Here is a 14,555-nt window from a genome sequence, read left to right on the forward strand (position 1 = left end):
CAATCTTTGCGGAGCTACTTGCGAAGATTTCTCCTTACGTCGAAATGACAAACTGGGCGTGATAATCTTTGTGGTTTCGAGTGTGATTCCTCGTTCCTCGGAATGACAAACTGGTTGTTAAAAACTATGAGCTAATCACTAATCACTAATAACTATAGAGCCTTATAACTCACTTTATACTCCACATTCGGTTTTACAATCAATTGATATTTATTTTTTGCTAATTCTGTAATCATTCCAGAGTTTGTTTTTGGTTTAACAGAACTTTCAAAAATCAATTTCCCCTCTCCTTCGCCTGCTTTTACTTTAATTTCTTTGGTACTGCAATACACGGCAACTTCTCCGTTTGGTGTTGGCACTTTTCCTTCTATCCATTTTAAACCGCCAAGATTTGGTCTGATTTCATATTCTGAATAACCTGGAGCAGTTGGTTTTACACCTAAATAATATTTTCCTAATAAATAAATCGGACTTGCGCCCCAAGCGTGGCAAAGGCTTTTCCCGTAAGGACGTCCGTACATTGTTAAGTGCTCCGTTCCTTTTTTATTCGGATTGTATTCTTCCCAGAAAGATGTTGCGCCTTCATTCAGCATTCCTCCCCAATAGTTTTTCATTTCTTTTAAAACATAATTCTGTTCGCCCATTGCGCACAAAGCTTCCAATTCGTAAAAACGCATATATGGTGTTGTGATTTGAAGAACATCTTTATTAAGCAACACTTTATTTTTTACACTTTGTTTTTGTTCTTCATTAAAATAATTGAAGAAAATGCCGAACATATTAGCGTATCTCGTTACGATGTTTTGCATTTTTCCATCGATACGCTGATGTTTCATTACGTTTTCTTTTTTATCCCAAAAGACATCAAATAATTTAGTTTTTAAATCAGTTCCTAATTTTTGATATTGTTTTTGATCCTCAGTTTTACCAGCAATTTCTGCACTTACAGCCATCGCTTCTAAACTTCTTGCTAAAAGCATTTGCTCAAAACTCACTTCTCCCGTTTTTGGAAGTCCGTCTGCCCAATCAATAAAAACCCAATCGCCTTCTAGTGGTTCTAGGAATCCATTTTTGTTTCTTCTTTCTAAACAGAAATCCATAAGCGATTTCATTCTTGGATAAAAAGTTTTGATGAATTTCGTATCGCCTGTGTGTAAGTAGTAATCGTAAACGCCTACAAACCAATACAGCGAATAATCCATAATGATATTTACGTGAGCCGTTACAGGATCTTTTCCACGAAGTGCTAACAGAGTTCTCTCGACCGAAGCCGAATCAAAGAACAAATAATAATTCATTAAGTAACTTTGATAAGCGTCGCCAGACCAAACCCAACGGTCACGTTTAATTCCGTCTATAAAAAATTCACGAGAGGTTAAATGCATCGTATAAGCCGACACATCCCAAATTTTATTCAATTGCTCATCCGAAGATCTGAATGCACCACGATAGTCTAATGGCAGATATTCATAAAGCATCGAAATAGAATCGTATTTTACTCCTGCATCTGCTTGTACTTGAACATAACGGAATGCTTTCGATCCATCATGCGTGTAAGTTTGAGACTGTTTTCCATCAAAAGATAAATGATCTAAAGTTTCGCATTTGGCAGAATCTAAAGCTTCTTCACGAGATTCACCATAATACAATGCTAATTTGCCTTTTCCTTTTAAACCGTGAATTTTAATGTACCCAAAAGTTTCTTTACCAAAATCTACTAGTTGACCAGATCCTACTTTTTCTGTTTTTTTAGCGCTTAAAGGTTTGGTTGTTAGTTTAAATTCTGAAGGTTTACTTTCTGGCGAATTAAAATTCCAAGAACCAACTGGAACCCAAGGTGTGCCAGATTGTTGTGCTTTTCCAGTTTCATCAATCCAAAGTTTATCTTCGTTGGTTACTTTCCATGAAGCATCAGATTTAACGTATTGACCTGAAATATAAATAGCTGGCAATACTTCTTGATTGTACACTTTAAAAGAAATTTTGTGTTTTCCCGCAGGAATCGCGATTGATTTTGGCTGTCCGTAAATTTGAACGCCGTCTAAAAGTAATTGAAAAGGTCCTTCTGAAAAGATTTTCACTTCGTCTGGTTTTGGAATATCTACTTCTGTTTGAAAAGTAACCAAAGCATAAGGACTGTAATATTGCCAAAGCGGAGGAAATACAGCTTCGCGTTCTGTACGTCTAACCTGCATTTTATTACTTAGCCAAACTTCGAAATCTCCTGGATACCAAATCCATGTCGCTTCTTTTGGTTTTTCTTGCGCAAATGACAGCGAACAAGAAAAAAGGGCAACAAAAAGAAGTAAAGTCTTAAAAATGGGAAGACGGTTTAGCATAGTTAGTGTATTTTGGGACTAAAGATAAGTGTTATCTTTACATTTGACAACCTGCACTATCCTGCTATTTCATAAAAAACAATACTTTTTGATAATTTTTTAAGGGAAAAATTATGGCTTATCACTTTTTTAGTACTAAAAAAAATGATGTTACAATTTTATGGGACGCGGATGAGACGGATTCGCTATCGCGAAGACGCGGAAGAAAACGGATTTATTTTTTAAACACATAGAAACATAGACTTCCTTTGCACATAAAAAGGCGTTTCACTTGCATACATACACATAGCTATGTGTTAATGACTAGTCATTTTCAATATCCTCAATTTCGCAAAGAGAATAAAAACCTATGTTTCTATGTGTTTAAAAAATCCGTGTCAATCCGCGTCTTTACGAAGTAAATCCGTTTCATCCGCGTTCAATTTACACTCAAAACCTAAGCAATCATTCTATCAGATTCATTTTCATCTTCTAAAATATAATTAGAAGGCGTTTTGCCCAAATGCTTTTTAAACATATAAATAAAAGCACTTGCTGTTTCGTAACCTAAATCTAAAGCGATTTCTTTTATGGATTGTTTTTCGCCTAATCTTTTAATGGCTTCCAGTAATTTCATTCGGGTGCGCCAATCACTGAAATTCATTCCCAATTCTTTTATGAATAATCGCGATAAAGTTCGGCTGCTCATAAAAGAAAGTTCGGCATAATAATCAATTGTTTGTTTACTCGAAACATCATTCATTAAAAGTTCTACCACTTTCTGCAGCCTTTCATCATTTGTAGTAGGCAAAAACGTGGCGCTTGGCTCTATTAAAGCCAGTTCATCTAAAAAGACATAAATGATTCTTAATTGTGATTCTGTTAACTTACCACTTGTTCCAAAAGAAATGATTTTGAAAACCAACTGCTTTAAAAACATTGGAATATCAAACGAAAAACTCTTTTCTGGCAATCCTCCAATTGCAGAAGGATCAATAAAAACACTGTAATAGTTAACGTCTTTCTGAAAAGTAACCTGATGCTCTACTCCGCTTGGAATCCAAAGGCCTTGCAACGGATTTACAACCCAAATGTTATTGCCAACCACAACATTCATTACGCCACGAGTTGCATAGATCAATTGTGCTCTTGGATGCGAGTGTGAGATACACATTTCGTTGTTAACTGTTTCAGTATAACCGATAACTGGGATTGAGGAATCTACTTGATACCCAAAATCCGTTGCCACTCTATATGTCCGATATCGATTATTCATTGTCCAAATATAGCAACTCTGACATTAGTATTCTTTTAATCTTTGCAAAAAATAATACAGCTGTTGTTTTTTAATCTAATTTAAAAATCAAAAAATATCTCATGGACACTATTAAAGCAAATCCTGACATAGTTAAAAAAACCACCTATTCGATCTTATTCATCATAAGTTTTTCTCATTTAATTAATGATCTTTTACAGGCTGTTGTTCCTTCAATTTATCCGCTTTTAAAAGATAATTTCAGTTTAAGTTTTACTCAAATTGGTATCATTACGCTAACTTACCAAATGGTAGCGTCTATTTTACAGCCATTTGTGGGAATGTATACCGATAAAAACTCAAAACCATACTCGCTAATTGTTGGAATGTGTTTTACAATGGTTGGACTTTTCTTTGTTTCGATTGCTTCGAGTTTTATCAACTTATTATTATCCGTAAGTTTAATCGGAATTGGATCTTCCATTTTTCATCCAGAATCTTCACGTGTGGCGCATTTGGCTTCGGGCGGAAAAAGAGGTTTGGCGCAGTCTATTTTTCAATTGGGAGGAAATGCAGGAAGTGCGATCGGACCATTATTAGCGGCATTTATCGTTATTCCGCACGGACAATCTTATATCGCTTGGTTTTGTATTATTGCGTTAGTTGGCGTTTTTGCTTTGTATAAAATTGCGATTTGGTACACAGCACATTTATCCGAAAGAAATGCGAATAAAGCCGCTCACAAAATTGAAACACATCATTTATCTAAAAACCGAGTAATTGCTTCGTTGATTATTTTATTGGTTCTGATTTTCTCTAAGTATTTCTATATGAGCAGTATTACGAGTTATTATACTTTCTTCCTTATAGATAAATTTCACATCACAATTCAGCAGTCACAAGTCTATTTATTCTTGTTTTCTGGCGCTGTTGCTGCAGGAACTTTAATTGGAGGACCAATTGGAGATCGTTATGGCAGAAAATATGTAATCTGGGTTTCAATTCTTGGTGTTGCTCCGTTTACTTTGATGTTGCCTTATGTTTCTTTATTTTGGGTTGGAACTTTATCTGTAATTATCGGATTGATTCTTTCATCTGCATTCTCAGCAATTCTGGTTTATGCAACTGAATTAATGCCCGGAAAAGTCGGACTTGTTGCGGGTCTTTTCTTCGGATTTGCTTTCGGAATGGGCGGATTAGGTTCTGCTATTTTAGGAAAAATTGCCGATGCTACAAGTATTGAATATGTATTTAAAATTTGTGCGTTTCTGCCTTTGATTGGAGTTATTACTGGGTTCTTGCCTAATATTGAAGGTAGAAAGAAAAATGCTTAAACTTTAAAAGCTTAAAAAAATAAAAAATGCTCCATATTTGGAGCATTTTTTATTTATAATAATCTACCTTTTAATCTAAGACTTATACATCGCTTTCTCTTGAGGAGTCATTTCTTTTAACAAAATCTCATCTTTATATTTTACTGTATAATTTTGATCCGTTATCAAATTTTGATATCCTTCTGAGGTATAAAAAACCGGCATAACAGATTTTTCAATTATTTTAACATTTTTTTCCCCGTCTACCATGTCTACTTCTTCATTAGAAAAATAATAGATATTAAATTTAAAATTACGATTCTTTGTATTGTCTAATATATCATCCATCACTCCCAAATGAGTGCCAGGAAAAACCGGATCATTCACTTTTACAGATAGTGATTTTTCATCAAGACCAATATAAGATGCATTAGTTCCATCTGCATGATCAACAACAATTTCAGTTTTAAAAACTACTTTTCCATCTTTATCAATAGCATTTCTTTTGATTTCAGTAACAATACCTTTTCTCATGGAACAAATTGTGTCTTTTGTTTTAGAGTACACAACATAATTTTTCCATATATCTGATCTTACATTAAATCTATTAGACTCATAAATCGTTACGGTTTTATTCTCTTTAAAGGGAAGCAAATAGGTTATAGCATAATCTACTTGAGGTTTAATAAGTCCCCTTCTACAAATGTAACTGTACGAACAATTAATTGGCTTCTCTTTATCAGCAGGATAAAGTTTAAAAAGCGTTCCCGTATCATCAATTAAATTTATGTTATACGTTTTTTTGATTGCAACAATATCGTTTACATTTGAAACGTTTTCTATATTAAATTCTATAAAATAATTACCCGGCACTGCCTTAGTATATTTAAACTCAACACTATTATCTGCATTTCTGGTCCGAGTAACATAGATTTGATTTTGAGCGGTAATGGAATTGAAAACAGAAAGAAGAAAAACTAAAATTTTAAAAAAATTACTTTTTGACATAATTACATTTTTATCATTAAACATTGTTTAAAAAGCAATACAAATGTAGTACAAAAACTACAATTAAAAATACAAAAGTAGTCTTTATATTATTTATTTAACACAGTAATTTACTGAAATTCTATCTTGACATATTTTTTATATCAAACAATAAAAGCGCTTCCAAACAAGAAAACGCTTTTATTACTGCAAAGTTTTATAATCTTACTTTAAAACTTTTGGCTGTTTTAATTATAATTAATTGAAATTAAAAATTAGATACAAAAGAACAATCACCAATCCTAACAACCCAAACAAGAGCTTTACTTTTTTACTCGTTTTAGGAATATCCGTTTCATTTGAAACATTAACTTCAGGATTTTTATCGGTTAAAGAAATAATAACAGCTGTAATTAAAAGCACAGCAAAAATGTAAAACGAAATCAATAAAAAGTGAGGCCAAACTGGATATTTATCAGCAGGGAAAATCCATAGATATAAAACCCCAACAAACAAACTAAAAGCCGAACCCCAAGAAAGCGTTACATTTACGGCTTTTTTAGTCGTGCGTTTCCAGAAAACACTCAAAAGAAAAACAACAGATAACGAAGGCGCCAGGAAACCTAAAACCGCCTGAAAGATGTTGAACAAATTCTGTCCTTTGATGTTGTCAATCGCAACGGCAATTAGAATCGCAAAAATACATCCAGCAGCAATGGTTAAACGTCCAATTTTAATTTGATCTTGAATTGTCGCCGTCGGATTAATTTTCTTTACATAAATATCATTCGTAAAAACGGTGCTCAACGCGTTTAAAGAAGAACCAATTGTTCCCACCAAAACTGCAATCATCACACAGATTACCAAACCGTTCATTCCGCTTGGGAAAAGGTTTGTAACCATGGTCATATAAGCCAAATCAGAATTGCTTCCTAATTCTGGATATAACGCATAACACAAAATTCCTGGAAGAATAAATAATGGCAACGCCATTACTTTTAACCAACCAATAAAATTTACGCCCAATTGTCCTTGTTCTAAGTTTTTCGCTCCCAAAACACTTTGTACCATCGATTGATCCGTACAGAAAAAAGCAACTGCTGCTACAGGATATCCTAACAAAATAGCTGGCCAAGGATAATGCGCATCATCTGAAGGACGGACTAAGTTCCAAAAGTTAGATGGAGTTTTAGCAATTAAAACATCGATTCCTCCTAGTTTTTGTAAACCTAAAAAGGAAAGTGTTAATGAAACGACAATTAACAAAATCATCTGAAAAACATTCACTTTTGCAATTGCTTTTAATCCTCCCGCAAAAGTAAAAATTCCAGAAAAAATCACTAAAACGGTAACGCTCTGCCACATCGGGATTCCTAAAATCTGACGTACTAAAACGCCTCCGCTGAATAATCCTAAAGACAACCAGCTAACTAATATTTTTACCAAAGCGTACCAAGCCAAAATATTCTGTGTACTATCGCCATAGCGTTTTCCCATATATTCGGGCATTGTGCTCACTTTACTCGCAATATATCTTGGCGCAAAAACCATTGCCAAAAGCAGTAAAAACACAAAAGCGTACCATTCAAAATTTCCGGCAACAATTCCCGTTGCGTAACCAATACTTGCAAAAGCCAATAACGACGAAGGCCCAACGTTGGTTCCCCACATATTAAACCCAATGCTGTACCAGTTTAAGGAGTTTCCGGCCAGAAAAAGCGTTTCGTTTTTCTTTCTCTGTTTCATACTTACCACATATCCAATGACTAACAAAGCCACTAAATAACCCGCAACAATGACAAAATCGAGCGTAGTTAATTTATCGTAGATGCTGTTCATAGTCCGTATTCGTTAAGAATATCGGCAATTTTAACCGGCATTCCAGTTTGCAGCGATTTGTCCATTGCTTGTAACAAAGCCACCGTTCCAATTCCTTCTTCCATGTTTGGATACGCTTCAAAACCTTGTTCGATACTATCTGTAAAATATTCTAAATAATTCTGATATTCCCCGCCGTGGTGACTTTGCCCTTCAAAACGGAAATAATATTTTATCGTACTGTCACCCCAAGTAATTACTTTTTCTTCGCCAGTTTTGTCTGTAATGGCATAGCGCAATTCATGATAATCTGCCTGACTTGCTCCTTCTGTTGCTCTTAAAATCGTGCTCATTCCGCTGTCACGTTGCGCTGGCTGAGTCGGCGAAGTATAGACACCACTTACACGTGCAATTCTTCCATCAGTTGCTTTGAAGATAAAATGCATCGTATCTTCATTTTTCAATCCTGCATTTTGTCCGTTACTGCTAATCATTCCGTACCCCATTACTTCCTGAATATTTGGCAAATACCATCTAATAAAATCTACGGGATGACTCAAACCTCCGTACAGCCATTTAAACGATTGCAAAAGCGACCATTCTTTCTTTAAAAACCATCTGTGATCAGCGTGATATTGGGCTTCAATCGTAATTAAATCTCCAATTAAACCTGCTTCATAATCCGCTCTTTGTCTTTTGGCTGGTTCGAAAAAACGAGAACTTTGTCCAATGAAAACTTTCTTTCCAGTTGATTTGCTTAATTCTAGCAATTCTTTAGCATCCGAAAGATCATCTATAAACGGTTTGGTACAAACGACATGTTTTCCACTTAATAAAGCTTGTTTTACATGTTGTGCATGAAGATGATCTGGTGTATAAATCGCAATAATATCAATTGATGCATCATTCAATAAATCGTCGTAATTGGTTGTATAAGAATGAAAATCGAATTCTTTTGCACGTTGTTTGCACAATTCTTCGTTTCGGTCGCATATTTTAACAAGTTCTAGTTTTGAACTTTCTATAGCAGCCGACATTGTGCTTCGTCCTTCTCCGAGGCCTAGAATGGCTATTTTTAACATTGGTGGTTAGTTTAGATTATTAGTTTTTTTTCGCCACGAATTCACGAATTATTTTTTCAAATCTTTGCGATTATTTTTTTCGAATAATTCGAATTAATATTCCCTTTAGATTGTAAAAAATAATTCGTGAATTCGAGGCTATCTCTTTTTTATTTCGTTTCTACTTTGTTCAAGAAAATCCAAGTTTCGTCTGGTTTTGTGCCTTCAATTCCGCTTTGGTATTTTTTCATTAAGACGTTCCAATCGTCTACGCGAGGATTGTTTTGTGTTGTTTTTGGATTGAGTTTATCCAGATTTTCTCCTTTCGGAATACTGATTACCAAGATCAATTGTCTGTCTTTTTTAAAAACCTGCAATTGTTGAAAATCAGCATTACAGAAACCTTTGGCTACTTCTGGCCATTTTTCGAATTGTGTTTTGTGATACTCCACATATTCTTTTTGCAATTTTTCATCAGTAGGAAGATTTGCTGTTAAAACCACATTTTCCCAATCTGATGCTGGTTTTGAATCTTTGCATCTTTCAAAATTTTGGAAATCATAAACCAAATCTTCATATATTTTTATTTCTAAAGAAGGAAAAGCTCCTGCCAGTTTACGTTTCGTTCTTTCGGGCTGATTCATTTTCCCGTAAATCACCAAATGATTTTTCCATTGGTACAGTTCCTGACCTACAATTCTAAAACCAGTTAAAGTCGATTTAATTTTTTCGATATCAAAATCAGAACCTATTAATTCGATTGCATATGGTTTTGGCATTTCCTGCAATCCCCATTTTTCATCGATTACAACTTCTTTTTCTAAATCTTTGTAAGGCGCTCTGATTCCGGCCGCATCTTTAATTTTATAACTTACATACGGATCATTGTGCTCCCAAATATTTCCTTTTGGACCGTTATGGTTTTTAAGGATTTTCTTTTCGGCAATCCAGTTGTTTTTAATCGTAAAACCTTCACTTCCTTCATCGGTATATAAATACAGCCACAAAAACGGATCGTGTGCATACGGACTATTGTAAACCTTATCAATATAATTTTCTTCAATTCGGCTTCCTGGCTGAGCCGAAAGCGTATAAATTCCCGCTACATCATGTAAATGTTTGGCATAATGATGAATTTTATTTCCAAGAATTTTATTGTTCTGCATCACGTTTGGCGTGTGCGTCCAACCCCAGCCCATTGCCATTCCCGAATAAGAGACATCCGAAATTTCGTTGTGTTCAATTGTAATATTTCGAACAAAACCTGCACTGATTCCCAGAGTTCCCCAATCTTCATTGGTTACGTTGGTGATTAAATTGTCCGAAATCACTTCATCCGAACACATTTCTCTTTCGTCTTTTATAATTAAAGGCAAATGCGCTTCGAAAGCTTCTTCGGAGAAAACACCAACGTTGATAGCGCTTCCGCCAATATCTTTAAATAAATTTCCTTTTACCGTATTGTGATTCGTTCCTTTATTTAAATCTAAACCTGTCGAAGACAGATGTTCAAAACGGCAAGATTCAAACTGAATATTATTAGCATAATTAACTTCAACCGCTGCACGAGGTCTTCCTACCCAAGCTTGATTTTCTAAACTCGCCTGATTTGGTGTTCCTGGAACTTTTAATTTATAAGCATCTAATAAATATAAACCGGACTGCAACGGCACGTGACCTTGCTGTGAAGGACGAAGCCAGTTGCTGTACTGAAACGAAATTCCTTTAAATTGAAAATGATGTACAGGCGAATCGATTGTTCCTTTTACTTCAACCAGATTTTCTAAAACTGGAGCTGTAATAATAACCGAATTAATTTCTTCTCCAGCTCTCGGAACATAATAGATTTTAGCATTTTTCTTATCCAAATACCATTCTCCAGGCTCGTTTAAAAGCGAAAAAGCATTGTTTAAGAAATAAGCCGAATTCCCGTTATTTTTAGAAATCCACGGAGCAGGCCACGGATGTTCGCTTTGAATACGGCTTTCTGGCTCTTCAAACGAAAGTTTGGCGCTGTCTTTTTGTACTTCGATATTTTTTATTCTAAGATTGGCATTCGACCACCATTGTACAATAAACATTTCCATTCCCGGCTCGAACTTCACCGATTTATCTTTAAACGGAATCCAGCAGGTTTGTTCTTCGTGATTCCACGATAAAATACGTTCCATTGTGGTTCCGGCAGTATTTTTGGCTCTTACGGCTTTTTTGCCATTTACCCACAATTGTCTGTAATCAATTAGGCCTCCTGCTTTTTTAGGAGCATCTGCCACCCAAACAGCACCTTTTTTAAGTCCGTTGATAATGGTTGTCGATTTTGTCCAGTTTTTAATTTCGATTCCACCGCTTATAATGGGTCTTGCATTTACATCGGCTTCAATTGTTGTTGGGCTTTCTGCTGTTCCAGAATCTTCTGGTCGTACAAATAATGGTTCGTTTAAATAATACGTTCCATTCATTACTATGATTCGGATTCCGCCTTTAATCGATGGATCTTTTAAACGACGAAGTTCTCTCGCTTTTCGCATTGCCATGTGAACGGTTGCCAACGGATTTGATTTTGTTCCGAGGTTTGAATCTTTTCCTGATGGCGAAACCCAGATTTCAGCTCCAGTTGCCGAAATTGTGAATACCAGTAAAAAAACGACTAGTAATTTGTTGAAAGGAATTAAACGCATTATTTATAGTATTGATTTTTTTCTTGAGCTAAAATTACGAGGCATTTATTTAAAGCGCTATAATTTTTACAAATAATTGTATTTTTAACACTTTTACCAAATAACAGGGACAATTTAAAAGAATATAAAATTACGAGCATCCTGTACCCTCCTGTAATATTGACTTCAAGACATTCATTTCGAAAATTCGTCTTTTAATTATCCTTTCATTTCCGAATCAAAAAAAGTTAAATTCATAAAAAATCTGTGATAAACTCACTAAAACTGTCATTTCATATTATTTTTTTAATAGATTTGTGTAATCGATTACATTAAATATTTCAAATTAAAAAACAGTAATTTTATTTATTGAATAAAAATTTCAGTAATAAAAAATTGAATTAATAGTGAATCGATTTCTCTAAAAAAGACTTTTAACTATAATAGAATAAGAATGAAAACTAACCGAATTAACCTTTTATGTGTCGCTCTCGCCTCTTTTGCTTTGAGTTTCAACACCGCTTCGGCACAAAAATCTGCTGACACTTATAAAAATATTGAGTTTAAAATGGCTGAAGTTCAAGAGCCTATAATTCCGCAGTACAGTGTGAATCTAAAAGACTTTGGGGCAGTAAATGGCGGTTATGTTTTGAATACAAAAGCTTTTGCAGATGCAATTGATGCACTTTCGAAAAAAGGCGGTGGAAAACTGATTATTCCGCCTGGAATTTGGCTGACTGGTCCAATCATTCTAAAAAGTAATATTGAGCTTCATGCAGAAAGAGGCGCATTAATCAAATTCAGTACCGATAAATCTTTATATCCAATAATCGAAACCAGTTTTGAAGGTTTAAACACTTGGCGCTGTATTTCTCCTATTTATGGAAAAAACTTAGAGAATATCGCTTTTACTGGAAATGGTATTTGGGACGGTTCTGGCGAAGCTTGGCGACAAGTTAAAAAGAGCAAACTGACAGATGAACAATGGAAGAAATTTGTTGCTTCCGGCGGGGTTTTAAATGAAAAGAAAGACAGCTGGTATCCTTCTGAACAATATTTAAAAGGTGCTAAAGGTGCCGATCAGAACATTCGTCTTGATTTGAAAACGAAAGAAGATTTTGAGGCTATTCATGATTTCCTTCGTCCAGTTTTGGTAAGCATTCAAAATAGTAAAAGAGTTCTATTTGACGGACCTGTTTTTCAAAATTCTCCAGCTTGGAATATTCACCCGTTATTAATTGAAGATTTAATTGTTCGAAATATAACCGTTCGTAATCCATGGTTTTCTCAAAATGGTGACGGACTTGATGTTGAATCTTGTAAAAATGTAGTAATAGAAAATTCAAGTTTTGATGTGGGTGACGATGCCATCTGCATTAAATCGGGTAAAGATAAAGACGGACGTGACAGAGGCGTTCCTTGCGAAAATATCATTGTAAAAAACAATATTGTGTATCATGGTCATGGTGGAGTTACTGTTGGAAGTGAGATGTCTGGTGGTGTAAAAAATCTGCACGTTTCCAATTGTACTTTTATGGGAACTGATGTTGGTCTGCGTTTCAAGAGTACTCGCGGGCGTGGCGGTGTTGTAGAAAACATTTATATCTCTGATGTTTTTATGACTGATATTCCGTCTCAAGCAATTTCTTTCGATTTGTATTACGGAGGAAAATCAATCGCTGAAACTTTAGCAGAAGGTGGAAATACTGTTAGCACAAAAGCAATTCCGGTAAACGAAGAAACGCCTCAGTTTAAAAATATCGTAATCAAAAACATTACAATCAAAGGCGCTCAGCAAGCAGTATTTTTACAAGGTCTTCCAGAAATGAACTTAGAAAATATTGAAATCACAAATCTGATTGCTAAAGCGCAAAAAGGTTTTTCAATAATTGACGCTAACGGAATTAAAATCAGCAACACACAATTGGATATTGAAGCGAAGAATGCTTTCGAAATTTACAATACTAAAAACCTTTCGCTAAAAAATATCGAATTTAATCCTTCGTCTTCAAACGCAATTACGATTAATGGTGAAGCAAGTAAGAATATTGATTTAAGCGGTTCTAAGATTAATTTCTCTAAGACTACAACTATTGATAAAAATGTTCCTAAAAAAATGGTTAAATTTTAGTTTTTCTTGAACCATATAAGTTATATAAGTTCATTTAATAAAAAATGCGAATAAAAAAATCTCGCAAAGACGCCAAGTCGCTAAGAAAATAAAACTTTGCGACTTGGCGTCTTTGCGAGAACTATTTAAGAACCAGCTAAATTGGACTTATATAACTTATATGGTTAAAAAAAAAACTAACTGTTTAGTTTATAAAACTCATTCGCATTCCCAAACCAGATCTTATTCTGATCTTCAACAGAAAACTTCGAAATATAATCTTCCAATGTTTTAACTACTTCATTATAATCAGAAGCTACATTTAAAACGGGCCAATCTGAACCATACATCAATTTATCTGCTGAAAAGTTTTCAAAAATTACATCTAAATATGGTTTCAAATCTTCTGGTTTCCAGTTTTTCCAGTCGGCTTCTGTGACCATTCCTGAGATTTTGCACCAGACGTTTTCGCACTTTGCAATTTCTTCAATACCATTTTTCCAAGAATCAATACTTCCTGATTTGATATCTGGTTTTGCAATATGATCGATTACAAATTTTTGGTTTGGAAAATCTTGAACTAAACTAATTGCAGCTGGTAATTGACGTTCGAAAATCAATATATCGTAAGTATAATTAAATGCTTTTAAAGCTGCGATTCCTCTTCTGAATTCTGTTCCAAACATAAAATCATCTGGTTCTCCTTGCACAACGTGTCTAAAACCTTTCAGTTTTTTTTGATCTGAAAAGAATTGCAAACGCTCTTCAATGTTTTCATTTCGTAAATCAATCCAGCCGACAACTCCTTTTATGAAATCATTTTGAGAAGCCAAATCCAATAAAAAATGAGTTTCCTCTTCCGACTGGCTTGCCTGAACAGCAACACATCCTTCAAAATAATTCGCATTTAATAATGGCTGTAAATCTTCAGGAAGAAAATCTCTTTGGATATTCTGCATCGTTTCATCAATCCAACTGTCTCTAACGGGATCAAACTTCCAAAAATGCTGATGGGAATCTATTCTTTTACTCATAA

The 14,555-nt window shown here is 34.6% G+C and carries 9 protein-coding genes; 2 read left to right on the top strand and 7 right to left on the bottom strand.

What is annotated here, in order from left to right:
- Positions 1 to 152: 152 nt before the first annotated feature.
- Both DM397_RS06565 and DM397_RS06570 read right to left on the bottom strand, forming a co-directional pair.
- Positions 153 to 2,339, bottom strand: coding sequence for an alpha-L-rhamnosidase-related protein (locus DM397_RS06565; RefSeq protein ID WP_111376765.1), 2,187 nt, complete (start codon positions 2,337 to 2,339; stop codon positions 153 to 155).
- Between the two features lie 436 nt (positions 2,340 to 2,775).
- Positions 2,776 to 3,594 (bottom strand): AraC family transcriptional regulator, encoded by an 819-nt coding sequence (locus tag DM397_RS06570; protein WP_111376766.1) that lies wholly within the window; start codon positions 3,592 to 3,594, stop codon positions 2,776 to 2,778.
- Between the two features lie 101 nt (positions 3,595 to 3,695).
- Between DM397_RS06570 and DM397_RS06575 the strand changes: the two genes are divergently transcribed.
- The gene (locus DM397_RS06575; RefSeq protein WP_111376767.1) at positions 3,696 to 4,907 is read left to right on the top strand and encodes an MFS transporter; all 1,212 of its coding nucleotides are present in this window, start codon (positions 3,696 to 3,698) and stop codon (positions 4,905 to 4,907) included.
- 75 nt (positions 4,908 to 4,982) lie between these two features.
- Here the strand turns inward: DM397_RS06575 and DM397_RS06580 are convergent, their stop codons facing one another.
- The 4 genes from DM397_RS06580 to DM397_RS06595 form a co-directional block, all read right to left on the bottom strand.
- A complete protein-coding gene (locus DM397_RS06580; protein ID WP_162615470.1) occupies positions 4,983 to 5,894 on the bottom strand; it encodes a M23 family metallopeptidase in 912 nt (303 codons plus the stop codon).
- Positions 5,895 to 6,131: 237 nt separating this feature from the next.
- A complete protein-coding gene (locus tag DM397_RS06585) occupies positions 6,132 to 7,712 on the bottom strand; it encodes a sodium:solute symporter (protein ID WP_111376769.1) in 1,581 nt (526 codons plus the stop codon).
- Entirely contained in the window at positions 7,709 to 8,773 is a 1,065-nt protein-coding gene (locus DM397_RS06590; protein ID WP_111376770.1) for a Gfo/Idh/MocA family protein, read from the bottom strand. The genes DM397_RS06585 and DM397_RS06590 overlap by 4 nt, the downstream gene beginning before the upstream one ends.
- 149 nt (positions 8,774 to 8,922) lie before the next feature.
- Positions 8,923 to 11,430 (bottom strand): right-handed parallel beta-helix repeat-containing protein, encoded by a 2,508-nt coding sequence (locus tag DM397_RS06595; protein ID WP_111376771.1) that lies wholly within the window; start codon positions 11,428 to 11,430, stop codon positions 8,923 to 8,925.
- A 433-nt stretch (positions 11,431 to 11,863) separates the two neighbouring features.
- Here DM397_RS06595 and DM397_RS06600 point away from each other — a divergent pair, with 433 nt between their 5' ends.
- Positions 11,864 to 13,540, top strand: a complete 1,677-nt coding sequence (locus DM397_RS06600) for a glycoside hydrolase family 28 protein (protein WP_111376772.1) — start codon at positions 11,864 to 11,866, stop codon at positions 13,538 to 13,540.
- 176 nt (positions 13,541 to 13,716) lie between these two features.
- Here DM397_RS06600 and DM397_RS06605 read toward each other — a convergent pair whose 3' ends face one another.
- Entirely contained in the window at positions 13,717 to 14,553 is an 837-nt protein-coding gene (locus DM397_RS06605; RefSeq protein WP_111376773.1) for an amidohydrolase family protein, read from the bottom strand.
- Between the last annotated feature and the right edge of the window lie 2 nt (positions 14,554 to 14,555).

Origin of the sequence: Flavobacterium nitrogenifigens (assembly GCF_003254565.1) — a bacterium.
Taxonomy (GTDB): Bacteria; Bacteroidota; Bacteroidia; order Flavobacteriales; family Flavobacteriaceae; genus Flavobacterium; species Flavobacterium nitrogenifigens.

Excerpts from the sequence above, each read along its gene's own strand:
- DM397_RS06595 (WP_111376771.1), bottom strand. The coding sequence starts at position 11,430 with ATGCGTTTAATTCCTTTCAACAAATTACTAGTCGTTTTTTTACTGGTA.
- DM397_RS06600 (WP_111376772.1), top strand. The coding sequence starts at position 11,864 with ATGAAAACTAACCGAATTAACCTTTTATGTGTCGCTCTCGCCTCTTTT.
- DM397_RS06590 (WP_111376770.1), bottom strand. The coding sequence starts at position 8,773 with ATGTTAAAAATAGCCATTCTAGGCCTCGGAGAAGGACGAAGCACAATG.
- DM397_RS06605 (WP_111376773.1), bottom strand. The coding sequence starts at position 14,553 with ATGAGTAAAAGAATAGATTCCCATCAGCATTTTTGGAAGTTTGATCCC.
- DM397_RS06580 (WP_162615470.1), bottom strand. The coding sequence starts at position 5,894 with ATGTCAAAAAGTAATTTTTTTAAAATTTTAGTTTTTCTTCTTTCTGTT.
- DM397_RS06575 (WP_111376767.1), top strand. The coding sequence starts at position 3,696 with ATGGACACTATTAAAGCAAATCCTGACATAGTTAAAAAAACCACCTAT.
- DM397_RS06585 (WP_111376769.1), bottom strand. The coding sequence starts at position 7,712 with ATGAACAGCATCTACGATAAATTAACTACGCTCGATTTTGTCATTGTT.
- DM397_RS06565 (WP_111376765.1), bottom strand. The coding sequence starts at position 2,339 with ATGCTAAACCGTCTTCCCATTTTTAAGACTTTACTTCTTTTTGTTGCC.
- DM397_RS06570 (WP_111376766.1), bottom strand. The coding sequence starts at position 3,594 with ATGAATAATCGATATCGGACATATAGAGTGGCAACGGATTTTGGGTAT.